Origin of the sequence: Paraburkholderia dilworthii (genome assembly GCF_000472525.1) — a bacterium.
GTDB lineage: Bacteria > Pseudomonadota > Gammaproteobacteria > Burkholderiales > Burkholderiaceae > Paraburkholderia > Paraburkholderia dilworthii.
The window spans coordinates 31,771-45,980 of the sequence record NZ_AWZT01000038.1; the positions used below are offsets into that span (position 1 = coordinate 31,771).

The 14,210-nt window shown below is 59.9% G+C and carries 17 protein-coding genes; 7 read left to right on the forward strand and 10 right to left on the reverse strand.

The genetic code is table 11. From position 1 onward, the window contains the following. Positions 1-2 precede the first annotated feature (2 nt). Positions 3-989 (reverse strand): FAD-binding oxidoreductase, encoded by a 987-nt coding sequence (locus F759_RS0126215; RefSeq protein WP_027802469.1) that lies wholly within the window; start codon positions 987-989, stop codon positions 3-5. 132 nt (positions 990-1,121) lie between these two features. Here F759_RS0126215 and F759_RS0126220 point away from each other — a divergent pair, with 132 nt between their 5' ends. After that, positions 1,122-2,024 carry a LysR family transcriptional regulator gene (locus F759_RS0126220; RefSeq protein ID WP_027802470.1) on the forward strand — a complete coding sequence of 301 codons (903 nt, stop codon included), beginning with the start codon at positions 1,122-1,124 and terminating at the stop codon, positions 2,022-2,024. A gap of 252 nt (positions 2,025-2,276) precedes the next feature. On the opposite strand, the gene F759_RS0126225 is transcribed toward F759_RS0126220, so the two are convergent. Continuing rightward, complete coding sequence (locus F759_RS0126225; protein WP_027802471.1) at positions 2,277-3,062, reverse strand: IclR family transcriptional regulator; 786 nt, start codon at positions 3,060-3,062, stop codon at positions 2,277-2,279. 186 nt (positions 3,063-3,248) lie between these two features. On the opposite strand from F759_RS0126225, the gene F759_RS0126230 reads away from it, so the two are divergent. Beyond that, positions 3,249-4,532, forward strand: a complete 1,284-nt coding sequence (locus tag F759_RS0126230) for an MFS transporter (protein ID WP_027802472.1) — start codon at positions 3,249-3,251, stop codon at positions 4,530-4,532. A gap of 4 nt (positions 4,533-4,536) precedes the next feature. Then, a complete protein-coding gene (locus F759_RS0126235; protein WP_027802473.1) occupies positions 4,537-4,983 on the forward strand; it encodes a type II 3-dehydroquinate dehydratase in 447 nt (148 codons plus the stop codon). A gap of 162 nt (positions 4,984-5,145) precedes the next feature. Here F759_RS0126235 and F759_RS38630 read toward each other — a convergent pair whose 3' ends face one another. After that, a complete protein-coding gene (locus F759_RS38630; RefSeq protein ID WP_051377467.1) occupies positions 5,146-5,766 on the reverse strand; it encodes an NADPH-dependent F420 reductase in 621 nt (206 codons plus the stop codon). A 159-nt stretch (positions 5,767-5,925) separates the two neighbouring features. Between F759_RS38630 and F759_RS0126245 the strand changes: the two genes are divergently transcribed. Further along, a complete protein-coding gene (locus tag F759_RS0126245; protein ID WP_027802474.1) occupies positions 5,926-6,378 on the forward strand; it encodes a winged helix-turn-helix transcriptional regulator in 453 nt (150 codons plus the stop codon). Positions 6,379-6,627: 249 nt separating this feature from the next. Here the strand turns inward: F759_RS0126245 and F759_RS0126250 are convergent, their stop codons facing one another. Together F759_RS0126250 and F759_RS0126255 are read right to left on the reverse strand one after the other, a co-directional pair. Beyond that, a complete protein-coding gene (locus F759_RS0126250; RefSeq protein WP_027802475.1) occupies positions 6,628-7,227 on the reverse strand; it encodes an NADPH-dependent F420 reductase in 600 nt (199 codons plus the stop codon). A gap of 72 nt (positions 7,228-7,299) precedes the next feature. Then, positions 7,300-8,034 carry an SDR family NAD(P)-dependent oxidoreductase gene (locus tag F759_RS0126255; RefSeq protein WP_027802476.1) on the reverse strand — a complete coding sequence of 245 codons (735 nt, stop codon included), beginning with the start codon at positions 8,032-8,034 and terminating at the stop codon, positions 7,300-7,302. A gap of 85 nt (positions 8,035-8,119) precedes the next feature. Here F759_RS0126255 and F759_RS0126260 point away from each other — a divergent pair, with 85 nt between their 5' ends. The 3 genes from F759_RS0126260 to F759_RS0126270 all read left to right on the forward strand — a co-directional run bounded on the left by F759_RS0126260 (position 8,120) and on the right by F759_RS0126270 (position 9,890). Further along, positions 8,120-8,494 (forward strand): winged helix-turn-helix transcriptional regulator, encoded by a 375-nt coding sequence (locus tag F759_RS0126260; RefSeq protein WP_027802477.1) that lies wholly within the window; start codon positions 8,120-8,122, stop codon positions 8,492-8,494. A 214-nt stretch (positions 8,495-8,708) separates the two neighbouring features. Then, positions 8,709-9,242 carry a hypothetical protein gene (locus F759_RS38635; RefSeq protein WP_051377468.1) on the forward strand — a complete coding sequence of 178 codons (534 nt, stop codon included), beginning with the start codon at positions 8,709-8,711 and terminating at the stop codon, positions 9,240-9,242. Between the two features lie 462 nt (positions 9,243-9,704). Further along, positions 9,705-9,890 carry a hypothetical protein gene (locus F759_RS0126270; protein WP_027802478.1) on the forward strand — a complete coding sequence of 62 codons (186 nt, stop codon included), beginning with the start codon at positions 9,705-9,707 and terminating at the stop codon, positions 9,888-9,890. A gap of 187 nt (positions 9,891-10,077) precedes the next feature. On the opposite strand, the gene hutG is transcribed toward F759_RS0126270, so the two are convergent. The 5 genes from hutG to F759_RS0126295 all read right to left on the reverse strand — a co-directional run bounded on the left by hutG (position 10,078) and on the right by F759_RS0126295 (position 14,090). Continuing rightward, positions 10,078-11,046 (reverse strand): formimidoylglutamase, encoded by a 969-nt coding sequence (gene hutG / locus F759_RS0126275; protein ID WP_027802479.1) that lies wholly within the window; start codon positions 11,044-11,046, stop codon positions 10,078-10,080. After that, positions 11,043-11,819, reverse strand: coding sequence for an amino acid ABC transporter ATP-binding protein (locus F759_RS0126280; protein WP_027802480.1), 777 nt, complete (start codon positions 11,817-11,819; stop codon positions 11,043-11,045). The genes hutG and F759_RS0126280 overlap by 4 nt, the downstream gene beginning before the upstream one ends. Then, positions 11,816-12,484, reverse strand: a complete 669-nt coding sequence (locus F759_RS0126285; RefSeq protein WP_027802481.1) for an amino acid ABC transporter permease — start codon at positions 12,482-12,484, stop codon at positions 11,816-11,818. The genes F759_RS0126280 and F759_RS0126285 overlap by 4 nt, the downstream gene beginning before the upstream one ends. A gap of 17 nt (positions 12,485-12,501) precedes the next feature. Further along, positions 12,502-13,257, reverse strand: a complete 756-nt coding sequence (locus F759_RS0126290) for a transporter substrate-binding domain-containing protein (RefSeq protein ID WP_027802482.1) — start codon at positions 13,255-13,257, stop codon at positions 12,502-12,504. An 83-nt stretch (positions 13,258-13,340) separates the two neighbouring features. Continuing rightward, the gene (locus F759_RS0126295) at positions 13,341-14,090 is read right to left on the reverse strand and encodes an IclR family transcriptional regulator (RefSeq protein ID WP_027802483.1); all 750 of its coding nucleotides are present in this window, start codon (positions 14,088-14,090) and stop codon (positions 13,341-13,343) included. Positions 14,091-14,210 lie beyond the last annotated feature (120 nt).

The window sequence follows — 14,210 nt, forward strand, 5'->3', positions numbered from 1 at the left end:
GATCAAACGCCGCTCGAATGAAACGCATCGGCATAGATTCGCCCAGGCTCAACCCCTTTCTGTCGCAACAGGATCGAAGCGGCGTCGACCATGACCGGTGCGCCGGCCACGTATGCGCTCCAGCCCTTCATGTCGCTCCAGTCGTCGCTCACGGCTTGCGTGACGACGCCGTTGCGGTAGTCGTCCACTTGCTTGCCCGATGCGACGACGACGTGAAAGCGCATGCGTCCAAGCCGGCGCTGCAATTCATCGAGCCACGGTTCGCCGTAGATGTCAGCCTTCGAGCGAACACCGAAATAGACATGCACGTCGTTCTCCATGCCGGCCTGCTCGATGCCGCGCAAAATCGCAAGGATCGGCGCGAGTCCCGTGCCGCCCGCGATGCATACGATGGGACCTGTCGTCTTGCGGCGTAGATATGCCGTGCCCAAAGGACCGCTCACGCGCACGATGTCGCCGACCTTCAACTCGTTTTCGACGTAGGAGGTAACTCTGCCATCGGGCACGACGCGTATATGGAATTCGATCTCGTCGGCGTTCTGCGTAACCGCCATCGAATACGGCCTCGCATGGTGCGGCGTGAACTGAAGATTCGCGTACTGTCCCGGCGAGAATTCGAATGCTTTAGGCAGCTTCAGGCGCAGACGCTTGATGTCGTGCGTCATGTCCTCAATGGAAAGCACAGTCGTCTTCAGTATCTTCGCGGGATGAACGACGATCTCGTCGACTTCCGGAATTTCGATTGCGCAATCGTCGACGAGCGTCGTCTGGCAGGCCAACACCGACTCGCCCATGTTGATCGGTGCGTTCGATTCGCCGCTGCCGGCAGTGAGCACACTGCCCGAAACCACGCGGCAACGGCATGTACCGCAGCGGCCCGACATGCAGCTATACGAAACAGGGATCTGGTTGGCCCGCAGGAGGTCGAGCAGGTTGTCGCCCGCACGCGCGTCGAGCGCGCGTTGAAGCGGCAGAATGGATACTTTCATGGCGCCAGTGTCTCCGGGCTGGTCTTGATGAGGCCATGATGCCGCCGGCTGCGCTATAAATGAATAGAAGATGCTTGATATACTCCATCACTGCCAGTGATAATGCGCACCTGCGGCCACCGGAGACAAGCTATGGAACTTCACGACATCGACTTGAACCTGCTGGTGGTCTTTAATGAACTGCTGCGGCAGCGTCGCGTGTCAGCGGTTGCCGAGAAGCTCGGCATTTCGCAGCCGGCCATCAGCAATGCGCTGAACCGCTTGCGCCGCATTCTCGGCGACGAGTTGTTCCTTCGGACATCGAAGGGCATGATTCCGACGCCTTTTGCCGAAACGCTGGCGGAGCCCATCGGCTTTGCGCTGGGCGCAATCTACAACACGCTCAACGCGACGACGACATTCGATCCCGCATCGAGCAGCCGCACCTTCACTGTCGCGATGACGGATATCGGTGAAATCTATTTCCTTCCCGCGTTGATGAAACGGCTTGGCAAGATCGCGCCGAACGTCACCATCAGCACGGTGCGCAGAACATCGGACACGCTTCAGGAAGAGATGGAAACCGGACGCGTGGACCTGGCGATCGGCTTCATTCCCGACCTGAAGACAGGCTTTTTCCAGCGCCGATTGTTCCGGCAACGATACGTGTGCATCTTCCGCAAGGGGCATGCGGTTGCCAAAGCGGGCATGACGCTCGCCGCGTTCCGCGAGGCCGAGCACGTGTCGATCGTGGCCGAAGGCACCGGTCACGGCATGGTGGACGATGTGATCCAGCGTGCGGGTATGGCGCGAAACATACGGCTGCGTGTACCGCACTTTGTGGCTGTCGGCCACATCCTTCAGACGACGGATCTGATTGCCGTTGTGCCGCAGGCATATGCCACAAGAACCCTCGCGCCCTTCGCGCTCGAACAGGCTGCATGCCCGGTGAAGATTCCGGACATTGCCATCAATGTTCTGTGGCATGCGAAGAACCATCGGGAGCCCGGCAATCAATGGCTGCGGCAGTTGGTGTTCGAAGAGTTTTCGTTGTAGCCGCTCAATTAACGGTGGCATGCCGCGGATGATCTTGACCACGCTGCTCTAATTCATTGTTGCCCGTCGCTTCCACCAGCCCACGATGGAAGCCTTCGTCGAGCCCCGCGGCCCAGAGCCGACATTGGGCCTAGTTCCACCAATTCGGCAGTTTCCAAAGCACAGCGGCCATTCAATCCTGTTAGTCGCTCGGCGTGTCATCGGCCTAGCAAACCACGTTCACCGGCCGCACGATGTCAGTCCGGTTCGTCCTCATCCCTTGCCGAGTGGCGGCCGACCCGGAAATCCCGCCATATTGCTCAACTGGGCAAGCTCATTCGCCGCCTCCCGCAACAATACCGAGTACTCGTGAATCTTCCCGGCAGTCAGCCGCGCCCGCGGTCCGGCCAAACTGATAACGCCGACGCAGCGCGAGCCACTTACCACGGGCGCCGCCACCGCTGACATGCGCGGAGCAAACACCTCGTCGATCATCGCGTATCCACGCACGCGCGCAGCGTGCAGGAAACCCAGCAGCGCTTTGATCGTCGTCGGCGCATTCGGTCCGAACTCATTCGGCTGTCCGAAGCCCTGCTTCAAAACGAGTGCGATCGCCTGTTCGTCGGTCATCGTCATGAGCCACGCGTGTCCGGTCGACGTGCACGAAAGTCGTGCTGCCTGGCCCATGTCGGGATCGTAGCGAAAGCCGATGCGCTGTCCGTCCGCCTTACCCACCCAGATAATTGCCTCGCCGTCCACCAGCGACAGCCGTGCCAGTTCACCGGTCTGCGCGGCGACGCGTTCGATGATTGGCTGGGCGATATCTGCGATGCCCGTCAAGCTCAGGAATTCGAGCCCGTTCGAAGTCATGCGCATTGTCAGAATGTAGCGGCTGTGATCGACCAATTGCCTGACATACCCGCCTTCAACGAGTTCGGTAAGCAGGCGGTGACAGGTGCTGCGGGGCAGAGACAACGCGTCGGCAATAGCCACGAGGCCTGCGCCTTCGCCTTGCGACGCCAGCAAATCGAGAATTTTAAGGCCGTGTTTGAGCGACATTTCTCGCCATATCCTACGATGTGAAACGCAGTTCCGGTGCGGAACACCCCTCTTTTGCAGCGGAAACAATAGCACTTGTTCGTCGCCAGAACGAACGTTTCAACATACCGAGAATCAGGAGACAACATGTCATTTTTCGCTGACTCAGACCTCGCCGCGGAAGAACAATCCGCGCAGGCCCACTTGATGGCGCGTCGTGCGGTGGCAGGCGCGACCGTCGGCACAGCGCTCGAATGGTTCGACTTCGCGTTGTATGGCGTGGTCGCGGCCACGATTTTTCCGAAGCTGTTTTTCCCGTCCCTCGACCCGACCGCCTCGCTGCTCGCGTCGCTGGCGAGTTTCTGGGCCGGGCTCGCCGCCCGCCCGCTGGGCGCGGTGATCTGCGGCATGCTCGGGGACCGCTGGGGGCGCCGCAAACTGATGCTGGTCACCGTGTCGGTGATGGGCGTGTCGTCGTTCCTGATGGGGCTGCTGCCCACCTATCACCAGGTTGGCATCCTGGCACCGACGTTGCTGGTCTCGCTGCGCATCATCCAGGGTTTTGCGCTTGGCGGCGAATCGACCGGCGCGCAACTGATGGCAGTGGAGCATGCGTCTGCTAACCGACGTGGTTGGTATTCGGGCCTGCTCGGCATTTGCTCGCCGCTCAGCCAGATCCTCGCCAATTTCTCGCTCTTCACGCTGGCTGCGCTGCTTTCGTCGGATGACTTCGATTCCTGGGGATGGCGGGTTCCGTTCCTTGCAAGCTTTGTCCTGGTGCTGCTGGGCATCTACATCCGCAGAAAGGTTAGCGAGACACCGGCCTTCGAGGCACTCAGGAAGAGTGGCTCGCCCAAACGGGCCGCCAATCCGCTCGGCACCGTCTTCAAATATCACTGGCGCACCGCGCTTCGCCTGACGCTGTTCTTCTGCGGCCCGGCCGCGCTGTTTTATCTGATCGTGGTTTTCTCGCTCAGCTATCTGACGAAACACCTCGGCGTACCCAAGCAGACCGGTTTCATGCTGTTGATGGTTGCGAATGTCTGCGCCATCGCGGGCGCGCTGGCGGGCGGCTATCTGAGCGATAGGATTGGACGCAAACGTGCGCTGATGATCGGCTCGTTCTGCACGCTGATCTGCTGCCTGGTCTATTTTCCGATTCTCGACCAGAATTCGATCGCCATGACAATGGCCGTGATGGGCGCGTTCCTCGGCTTCACACAGTTCCAGAGCGGCATCCAGCCGGTATGGTTCGCCGAGTCCTTTCCGACCGAGGCGCGCTACACCGGGTCAGCACTGTCGTACTCGGGAGCCAACCTGCTCACCGGCGGGCCAATGCCGATTGTCGCTGTCGCGCTGCTCAATGCCTTTCATGGTTCTCCGTGGGCCATCGTGGCTGTTTGTGGCTCGCTGAATCTGCTCTCCTTCCTCATGATCGCAGTATCTCGGGAAACCAAAGGCACCGCCTTGGAACGCTCCTCTACACATTGAAACCATGACTCGAAAACTGTACATCCTCAATGGCTCGAACCTGAACATGCTGGGCGTAAGGGAGCCTCACATATACGGCAGCACCACGCTGAAGGACATCGAACAGAACTGCCTGACACTCGCCGACGCGCTCAAGTTCGACTGCATATTCCGTCAGACCAACAGCGAAAGCGAGCTCATCGGCTGGATCCAGGAAGCGTTCCTGCAGGACGCCGCGCTGATCATCAATCCGGCCGGCTTTTCGTTCGGTCGTATTCCGGTACTCGATGCGGTCAAGCTCATCCAACGGCCGGTAGTGGAATTGCATATCACCAACATCCACAAGCGTTCGGAAGAATATCGTCACTCGACGATCTCGGTGGCGGCGACCGCGGTGATCTGTGGGGCAGGAGCGAATGGATATTTGCTAGCGATACGCGCGATTGAAGATCTGTGGGGCAACCAGACTTGAGCGGTCCCTCAATTTAGGAAGCACGCGGGCTGCCCGCGGGAGTCCGCTTCGGCCGACATGCGCGCATCGAGCATCGGCTGATTTCGGAACAGACCGGCCGTTCGAGAGACCGTTGCATGGTTCTGGCGAGTGACAGAAATTGGCCGTTAGCCACCGCCCCGGTCAGTCGATCGTAGGAAGGACGAACCGTTCGCTGAACGTGAGATTTACCCCCACGAGCGGTCCGCCGGTTTGCTGGAGTCGGCCGCCCTCTGCGAGTGAACCTAGATCGAGACTGTAGAAACCAATCTCATCAATAAGGTCGCTTACCGCCTTTTTGGCGCCGACGTCGTCTCCGGACACGAAGAATGCGGTCTTCTGCTTTGCCGGCGAGAAATCCGAGATCCAGGACATCGGAACGGTGTTGAACACCTTGACGACCTTCGCTCCCGGAGCGAGATCTGCGACGATCTCGCTCGACGTCCGACCGGTTATGTCGCCTAGCGCCAAAGGTTGAACGCTGGCAACGCGATTGGTTGTATCCACCAGGATCCGGCCCGTCCAGTCGCCGACTGAAAATAACGCCGCCTGTACGTTCCACCATTTGACGGCGAGCACAACGAGATCCTGCTCCGCAGCCTCTCTCGCCGTTCCGGCCGCAGCGCCAGAACCCAACTCCGCCACAAGCGCGGCGAGTGACTCAGGTCCGCGCGAGTTGCTAAGTAAAACCTGGTGGCCGACCGATAGTGCGTGTTTAGCGATCGTCTGGGCGACAGGGCCAGCGCCGATAAAGCCGATTTTCATTTCGAATTCCCTTGCTGATGTGGGTTGACCATTCATGGAGTGCCGGCGCGATCCAACGACCGCGCTCGACGGACAAACCATGCTAGCCACATCACTTGCAAAATGCAAGTAAACAAGCGAACTTAACTTGCGAGATGCAAGCGATGTTAAAATCTGCCCATGAAGACGACGTGTAAAGAGGACCTTCGGTCCCATTGCGCAGTGAATTACGGCGTGGAGATCTTCGGCGACCGGTGGTCGCTCCTGATCATTCGCGACATCGTTTTTGTCGGCAAGAAGACGTATGGCGAGTTCCTGAAATCGGAGGAGGGAATCGCGACCAATGTCCTGGCTTCCCGCCTTTCCTTTCTTGAGGGGCAAGGAGTTCTCTCGAGGGCGCCCAGCCCCGACGACAGGCGTAAGGACTTCTACACTCTGACCGACAAGGGCCTCGATCTCATTCCCATCGTGCTTAACATAGTCCTTTGGAGCGCGAAGCACGATTCGAAGTCGTACCTGCGGCGCCGCAAGGAGTTCCTGGCTCGTTTAAGTCGGAGCCCCATGCAGGTGAGCGAAGAGGTGAAGGCGCTGGTCCGCAATGGCGGATGTATCTTTCCTGAGAGCAAGGAATGAGCAAGGCGGGAAGCACGCCCCTTCCTGTCGCACGAACGATATGCATAAACCACCGGCTACAAGGTGCTGCGAATAGCGAGGCCGATGTCCGAAACGGTCCGGGAACCCGCCATTAATGTTTCACCGACCCCAGCGGCTGATCGATGTCCGGACGCCGACCTCGACCGCCGGCGGCGCCCGCGCTTCAATCACACAGTGGTTGCTCTTTTTGAGAGGCAGGATCGCGTCGAGATCTACGATCACGATTAACTAGTCGAACTGGACCAGGTCCTTAAAGATCAGTCGACCCCAGCTATTCCCGCGCGCCTGCACAAGCAGCCCGCCTTCCGAAAGCCCGCCAAGTTTGATCGGGGCGAAACCAAGTTTTTCTGCTAGCGCACCAATCTCCGCCGCGGCGCTGTCATCGTCGCTCGCCAGGAACACTGCTCTCCTGCCACCATGTACCGCCGGATCCTGGTCAAGTACAGCAGCGACCAGATGATTGAAGCCCTTGACCAGTCGCGCGCCGGTGAAGGCGTGCGCGACGACCCTGGAAGAGGGCTGTCCTCCGAGTTCCTCAGGGGGCACGCCATAGGCATTGGTCACATCGACGATGGTCTTGCCCTGCCACGCGGGCAGCGCCTTCGCGACGTCCCGGTGCGACTCGAAACGGACAGCCAAAAAGATGATGTCCGCCTTGACGGCGTCCGCGAGTTTTTTGGGGATGATCTCAGGTCCAATCGCGGCCGCATCGGATGCAAAGCTTTCCGGGTCGCGCGTGGTTGCAACAGATACTTCAATGCCGCTGCGGACAAATGCCTTTGCAAGAGCTTGGCCAATCTTGCCGAAGCCGATAATTGCGTAACTCATATGTTCTCCTTTGGTTCACCACGCCCTACCGGCTCCGAATACGGAACGGAGTGACCGGCCGGGCACGGCGCGTCAGATTTGCGCCAGGCCGCCGTCGACAGCGACCTCGCTGGCAGTCATGAAGCTGCTGTCCTGCGACGCGAGAAAAGCCGCCACCGCCCCGATCTCCGCCGGATCGGCCATGCACTGAAGCGGATTCATCGAGGCGAACGCTTTCATGCCTTCCTCGCCTAGCGCTTCCTTCGCGAGTTCGGTCGCCGTCGGCCCCGGCGACAGTACGTTCACCCGGATGCCAGTGCCCTTCAGGTCTTCCGCCCAGGTCCGCGCGAGGTTGCGCACCGCGGCCTTGCTCGCGCTATAGGCGCTGAATGCCGGGGCGCCCGTGGTGCCGGCGCTCGATCCGGTCAGGATGATCGAACCGCCCCGGCCCATCAGCGGCAGCGCCTTCTGGATAGTGAAGATCGAGCCTTTGACGTTGGTATTGAAGATCTCGTCAATGTGCTCGGCGGTGATCTTGCCGAGCGGAAGCGGGCTTCCGGCCCCGGCATTGGCGAAGACGATGTCGAGGCTTGCGCGCTCGGCCTTCACAGCCGCGTAGAGCCGGTCGAGGTCGGCCGGATCGGAAACCGAGCCCTTCACCGCGCGGGCATTAGGCCCGAGCTCGGCCACAGCGGCGTCGAGCGCTTCCTGTCGGCGGCCGAAAATGAAGACGAAAGCGCCCTCTTCGATGAAGCGCTGTGCCGCGGCGCGGCCGATGCCGGTAGCACCGCCGGTGATCACGGCGGTCTTTCCATTCAGTCTGGTCATGTCATGGATCCTTTGTGGGAGTTGCACAAGTATCCAGACCTGATTACATTATGACAAGTATGCACTTTTTGGTAAGTACCGAAACATGACGACACCCTCTCAAATTTGCGATACCGGCTGCGGGCTCAACGCTACGCTGCGCATCATCTCGGGCAAGTGGAAACCGCTGATCCTGTTTTTTTTACGCGACGGCCCGAAGCGCTACGGCGAACTCAAGCGCTTGACGCAAGGCGTCAGCGACAAGGTGCTGATTCAGCAGTTGAAGGATCTGGAGGCCGATCGGGTGCTAGCGCGGACCGACTACAAGGAGGTGCCGCCGCGCGTCGATTACGCGCTGACCCCGCTCGGTCGCAGCCTGGCCGACGCGATCGTCCCACTGTGCACTTGGGGAACCGAGAACGCGGCGGAAATGGCAAGCATCTTCGCCGGGCGCGATGCGTCGGAACAACCATCGCCGTGAATTGCAAATCGACCGTGCGCTTTGGGTCCGTTTGGCCCGCTCGCCGTCGGCCCGGATATGGGCCAGTCTGAGTCATTTGACGTCATGGTCTGGATCGTTGCCAATTGACGCGGAGTTATGAGGACATCTGTGCAGACTCGCTCAAGCATGGTCCCTGGCTCAAGTATCGCGATAGAGTGCCGATAAAGCCGTCACTGCGGAACTGAGAATAACCATGCGCGTCAAGTACTCCAGTGCAAAGGCATTCACGTGCTGCGTCGCCGTTTTGTCGCTTACGCTGAGCCCGTTGCGTATGGCACGGGCATCGTCGGACGATACACGCGGCGCGGCGGCACTTTTTGTCGAGCAACAGCATATCGGGAGCAATCTTCCTTCGCTGGCCTGGATGGTCGCAATCCGCACGGTGACTTTTGCCGCGCTGGTGCACCGACTCGGACGAACGGAGGCCGCATCGCTCGTCCGCGCGAAGCTGAGCCTATACCGCAGTGACTATCAAGCGAGCTGGGACGCGAACCTCGCGTCTGCCTACGCAAACGAGTTGACGGCCGACGAACTGCGTTCGCTTGCAAAGTACGGTCCCACCTCGCCTTTCGCCTCAAAGCTGCGCTCGGTCCAAAACGACGTTGGCGGCGAGATGCAAGTCGCTTCCAAAGCCCTTTTGACGTCCTACGTCTCTATCGCGTTGAACGCCGCATTGAGGGAGGCTCCTTCGCCTGATTCGTCCGGCCACGTTGGCGATCCCCGGTAGTTGGACGGCCGATCCGTCGAGGAAAGTGATTTTCAAAAGCGCAGGTACGTAGGAGCCTAAGCGCAGTTTCGCCACCGTAGGCACAGCAGCGTGGTGGCCATAGCAGTCCAGCGGGAAAGCGAGACTGCCCGCGACAGACTCATTTTCGTCAGGCTTCGATCGGATTCCAAGCCTCGAGGACACCGTACAAACGGGATACGTAGGCGGGCCGCATGTGTCGCGATCTAACACACAGCCCCAGACGGAAAGTTGGATCCGACCCACCGACCGCAGCGCGCACGTCTGCCTACCGATTCACACTGATCGCCATTGAAATCCAATACGTTCAACCACTTGTGTGATCGCTTACCGCGGCGCCACTGTTTGGCGCGCACTTTGCTTTGATCACCATCGAGGAGTGGCGACACCCTCAAAACAAGCTCTGACATTCCTGACTGACTAATTTGCCCTTGGAGAATCGAAATGAACACGCTAGTAATCAAAGACCTCCCCGTAGCCGTTGAGATGGAGCGTACTGCGATGACCGCCGTCAGCGGCGGCAGGTTGCCGCAGCAGATCGTGAACATCATCCAGGCCGCTGCCGACTATGCATATGACTCTCCTGTCCAGCACAGTTTTTCTGGCAGTGGGGCTTCTGTGACGTACTAACAGAAACACGGTGATCTCGTGGCTCAAGGCCCCGCGAACGAGGGGGCCTCTTTTAATTCGCTTCCGGTGAATTTATCTGCGCTGCGTCGATACGGCATCCGGCCTCGTCGGCAACTGTTCAACCTGGTCAGGAATCTGTCGAGCCATTTCTTCTACCCACGTGTTACGACGAGCATGGTCACGTGATTCAAAGCAACCTGTACGCGAGTCGCGCGGCCGCTTTCGCGGTGCGCGTATCCTGATCGAGCGTCGGGTTGTACTCCGCGATATCCGCCGCGCGGAGTTTGCCCGAAGCCCGCACGCACAGCGCCATCGCTTCGACCACCGATAGCGGTACGCCCAACGCGGCGGGCGACGACACACCGGGCGCGGTGGCTGCCGGCAACACGTCGAGGTCGATTGTCAGGTAGACGTCGTCCGCTGCGTCGAGCAACTGCTGAAGCTCATCAAGACGCTGCGCCAGTTGCGTTTCCTGCATATCGACGTCGAGCACGTAGTGCACGCCGAGTCGCTCCGCGTGCGCGAACAGAGAAGCAGTATTGCCCAGATCGCTAATACCGAAGCACGCATAGTTGAATGGCACCCTTCGTTCCGCGCAGTCGACCGCGATCTGATCGAACGGCGTGCCGGAATTCGCTGGGCGCTTCTGGCGCAGATCGAAATGAGCGTCGAAGTTGATGATCAGCAGCTTGCGCAATGTGAGTGACATATCAGCGTTGCCGGCTTCACGCTGCTGATGCAGCCGCCAACCGCTATACGTGCCCCACGCGACCTCATGACCGCCACCGAACACCAATGGCCGCCCACCGCACGCCAGCACTTCGCTGACCACGTGGGCCAGTTCCGCCTGGGCGCCTTCCAGGTCGCCGTCGTCGCACACCACGTCACCTGCATCGGCGAGCGCCGCCATCGACGTTTTGGCTGGCAAGCCCGCCAACGCACGGCGCAATTCTTTTGGCGCATGCGCTGCGCCAAGCCGCCCTTGATTGCGGCGCACGCCTTCATCGGAACCGAAGCCGACGATCACTGGCGCATTGCGCTGCATCTGCATAGCGCTGCGGAACGGAATCACCTGATTGAAAACACGCCGCGTGTCGCCGGGCTCGCCGTCGTCGGAACGGCCCGCCCACACCTTGTCATGGAATGGGACTCTCATGTGCGCGACAACACCGCCTGCAGGAATGCGCGTGTGCGCGGCTGCAAAGGCGCAGAAAAAATCGTGGACGGCGGCCCCGCTTCAACGATCACCCCACCGTCCATGACAACCACCACGTCCGCCACTTCTTTCGCGAAGCCCATTTCGTGCGTGACGACCACCATCGTCATACCTTCGCTCGCGAGCAGGTTCATCACCTGCAGCACTTCGCCGACGAGTTCCGGATCGAGCGCGGACGTCGGCTCGTCGAACAGCATCACACGCGGCTGCATCGCCAGTGCGCGAGCAATCGCAACCCGCTGCTTCTGACCGCCGGACAGGCTCGCCGGCATCACATGCGCCTTATGCGCGAGCCCGACTTTCTCCAGCAGCGCGAGCGCAGCCGCTTCGGCCTCTCCTTTGCTGAGACCGCGCAACATGCGTGGACCCACGGTGATGTTGTGCAGCACCGACAAATGCGGGAACAGATTAAACGACTGAAACACCATGCCGACTTCGGTGCGCAGCGCATTCAGCGAGCGCTCCTTGAGCATCTCGCCCTGGTCGACTAGCCGATGCCCACAAATGTCGATCGTGCCGCCTTCTGCTTGTTCGAGTCCGTTACAGCAGCGCAGAAAAGTACTCTTGCCCGACCCGCTCGGCCCGATCACCACCACGACCTGCTGCGGCTGAATATCGAAGTCGATGCCGTTGAGCACGGTATGCGAGCCGAACGATTTCGTCAGACCGCGAATGCTAACAATAGGCTCATTGACTTTGGCCACGGTATTCATTGCACCATCCCTCCCGCACGCAAACGACGCTCGACGCGATGCAGCGCGTAATTGGTCGCCTGCGTCAACACCAGATACACCAGCGCGATGGCCAGATACACTTCGAGCGAACGATAGGACACGCTGATGATCTTCTGGCCTTCATGCATCAGATCGTCGATCGTCAACAGCGACACCAGCGCCGAGTTCTTGATCAACGCGATGAATTCGTTGCCGAGTGGCGGGATCATCCGCACGATGGCCTGCGGCAAAATGATCGCACGCATGGCCTGCCCCGACGACATGCCGATCGAACGCGCCGCTTCCATCTGGCCGCGATCGACGGACTGAATCGCGCCGCGCACGATCTCCGATACGTAAGCCGCCGAATACAGACCGAGCCCCAGCATGCCGCATACAAACGCCGGCAGCAGAATGCCGAATTGCGGCAGGCCGAAGAACAGCAAGAAAAGTTGCACAAGCAACGGCGTGCCGCGGAAGAACATCAGGTACGCGGTGCAGAAGCCGTACACGACGCGCCGCTGCGGCGTCAGCCGACCAATGCCGATCAGCAGTCCAAGCACACAACTGAGCGCAAGGGACGCGGCGGTCACTTCGACCGTCACCAACGCGCCATGCATGATGTCTGGCCAACCGGCAATCACCGGCGAGAAGTCAAGTTCCATTTCGTGTGTCCAGCCGTTTATTGCGCACTCGCGCCGAACCACTTCTTGACGATCGCCGCATATGTGCCGTCAGCCTTGATCCTGGCGAGCGCGGTGTTGAACGCTGCCTTCAGTTGCGGCTCGTCTTTGCGCACGGCGATGCCGTAGGCTTCGGTCGTCAGCGTTTTGTCGAGTACGCGAAAGCCGGTGCGCGTTTTCGCAACTTGATACGCGGCCGGCTTACCCGTTACAGCAGCGTCGGCACGGCCGATGCCCACCAGGTCGAACATTTCCTGGTTCTTCTCGACCTCGACGCGATTGATCTGCGGGAAGTTATCGCGTAGGAAGTTCACCGACTTCGTGCCTACCTGGACCGACACTTTCTTGCCGTTCAGATCGGCCACCGTCTTGACCGGTGAATCGCTTTTCACCAGCACAGCCAGACCGCCCGCGTAGTACGAATCGGTGAAGTCGACCACTTTCGCGCGCTCGTCGGTAATGTAGATGCCAGAGATCGCAGCGTCGAAACGATGCGCGATCAGGCCTGGAATCAGCCCTTTGAAGTCAATGTCGGTCCATTGCACGCGCTTGCCCATCACCTTCGCGAGCGCATTCATGAGGTCGACGTCGAAGCCGGTGCGCGCGCCGTTCTCGGTGTACTCCATCGGCGGGAAAGTGGCGTCGGTGGCAACGTTCAGCACATCCGGCGTTTGTGCTGACGCCGCGATGGAAAATCCGCCAAACGTCACGGCGAAGGCGACGCATCCGAGAGACAACAGTCGTTGCAGCTTCATGGTTAGGCTCCTTGTGGTTCTATCAGTTCGTGCGGTTAATTCGGTATCCGTATTAAATGATGAAATTGAAACGCTTCGTCCCGTTAATCGGTTTGCATATGCTCGGAAATGGCGCGGGCCGTACGTAGCGTCCCGTCGATGAATTGGCTTTCTCGCCCGATGGCGCGTGTCGATGGCGCCATCAGCGTGATCGACGCGCTGCTGCCAGCGCCGCGTCCACTATGATGAAAAATCGGAGCGCTGACGCCCCACACGCCCGGGTCGACTTCGCTATCGCTAACGGCGTAGCCTTGGGCGCGAATCTGTTGAAGTTCGGCTTCGATCGCGGCACGGCCGACGGGGTCGTTGTCGAACACGCTGTCGAGTACTTCGACGCGCGCCCTGTCGGCCATGAATGCCAATAAGGACTTTGCCGAGGCGCCCGCCTTGAGCGGCACGGCGCGGCCTTTCTCGAATGAGCAGCGCAACGAATGCTGGCTGTCCACCATCTCAAGGCACATTACCTGATGCCTGACCGCGACCACCAGTCCAATGCTTTCCTGCGATGCGCGCGCGAGCTGCTGCATTTCACTGCGGCTCGCTTCGACGAGCAGCGAATTCACATCGAAGCCAAGCGCGAGTTGCAGGCTGATCGGACCGGGCGCGTAATACCCGGCGTTTTCAGCGACGAAGCCCCAGCGCTTGAGCAGCGCGATCTGACGATACAGTGTGCTTTGCGCAAGCCCGGTCACGGCTAGCAGATCTTTGACCGACATCGCCTTGCCATGACTGGCAAGGGCGGCCAGCACCAGTAATGCCCGTTCGGCACCTGTCACACCCTGTTCCACGTTCACGATCACGCCATCCACGATCCACCAGGCGTTCAGAATGCCAGAAGATTCTCAAAATCAAAAAACCGTATTCTCGCTCAATGGGAATCAGTGGAGAGGGATTTCCCGAGGTAGGACGTCGAA

Bases quoted from the DNA above. Each gene is read 5' to 3' on its own strand.
- F759_RS0126215 (WP_027802469.1), bottom strand. From the start codon at position 989: ATGAAAGTATCCATTCTGCCGCTTCAACGCGCGCTCGACGCGCGTGCG.
- F759_RS0126220 (WP_027802470.1), top strand. From the start codon at position 1,122: ATGGAACTTCACGACATCGACTTGAACCTGCTGGTGGTCTTTAATGAA.
- F759_RS0126225 (WP_027802471.1), bottom strand. From the start codon at position 3,062: ATGTCGCTCAAACACGGCCTTAAAATTCTCGATTTGCTGGCGTCGCAA.
- F759_RS0126230 (WP_027802472.1), top strand. From the start codon at position 3,249: ATGGCGCGTCGTGCGGTGGCAGGCGCGACCGTCGGCACAGCGCTCGAA.
- F759_RS0126235 (WP_027802473.1), top strand. From the start codon at position 4,537: ATGACTCGAAAACTGTACATCCTCAATGGCTCGAACCTGAACATGCTG.
- F759_RS38630 (WP_051377467.1), bottom strand. From the start codon at position 5,766: ATGAAAATCGGCTTTATCGGCGCTGGCCCTGTCGCCCAGACGATCGCT.
- F759_RS0126245 (WP_027802474.1), top strand. From the start codon at position 5,926: ATGAAGACGACGTGTAAAGAGGACCTTCGGTCCCATTGCGCAGTGAAT.
- F759_RS0126250 (WP_027802475.1), bottom strand. From the start codon at position 7,227: ATGAGTTACGCAATTATCGGCTTCGGCAAGATTGGCCAAGCTCTTGCA.
- F759_RS0126255 (WP_027802476.1), bottom strand. From the start codon at position 8,034: ATGACCAGACTGAATGGAAAGACCGCCGTGATCACCGGCGGTGCTACC.
- F759_RS0126260 (WP_027802477.1), top strand. From the start codon at position 8,120: ATGACGACACCCTCTCAAATTTGCGATACCGGCTGCGGGCTCAACGCT.
- F759_RS38635 (WP_051377468.1), top strand. From the start codon at position 8,709: ATGCGCGTCAAGTACTCCAGTGCAAAGGCATTCACGTGCTGCGTCGCC.
- F759_RS0126270 (WP_027802478.1), top strand. From the start codon at position 9,705: ATGAACACGCTAGTAATCAAAGACCTCCCCGTAGCCGTTGAGATGGAG.
- hutG (WP_027802479.1), bottom strand. From the start codon at position 11,046: ATGAGAGTCCCATTCCATGACAAGGTGTGGGCGGGCCGTTCCGACGAC.
- F759_RS0126280 (WP_027802480.1), bottom strand. From the start codon at position 11,819: ATGAATACCGTGGCCAAAGTCAATGAGCCTATTGTTAGCATTCGCGGT.
- F759_RS0126285 (WP_027802481.1), bottom strand. From the start codon at position 12,484: ATGGAACTTGACTTCTCGCCGGTGATTGCCGGTTGGCCAGACATCATG.
- F759_RS0126290 (WP_027802482.1), bottom strand. From the start codon at position 13,257: ATGAAGCTGCAACGACTGTTGTCTCTCGGATGCGTCGCCTTCGCCGTG.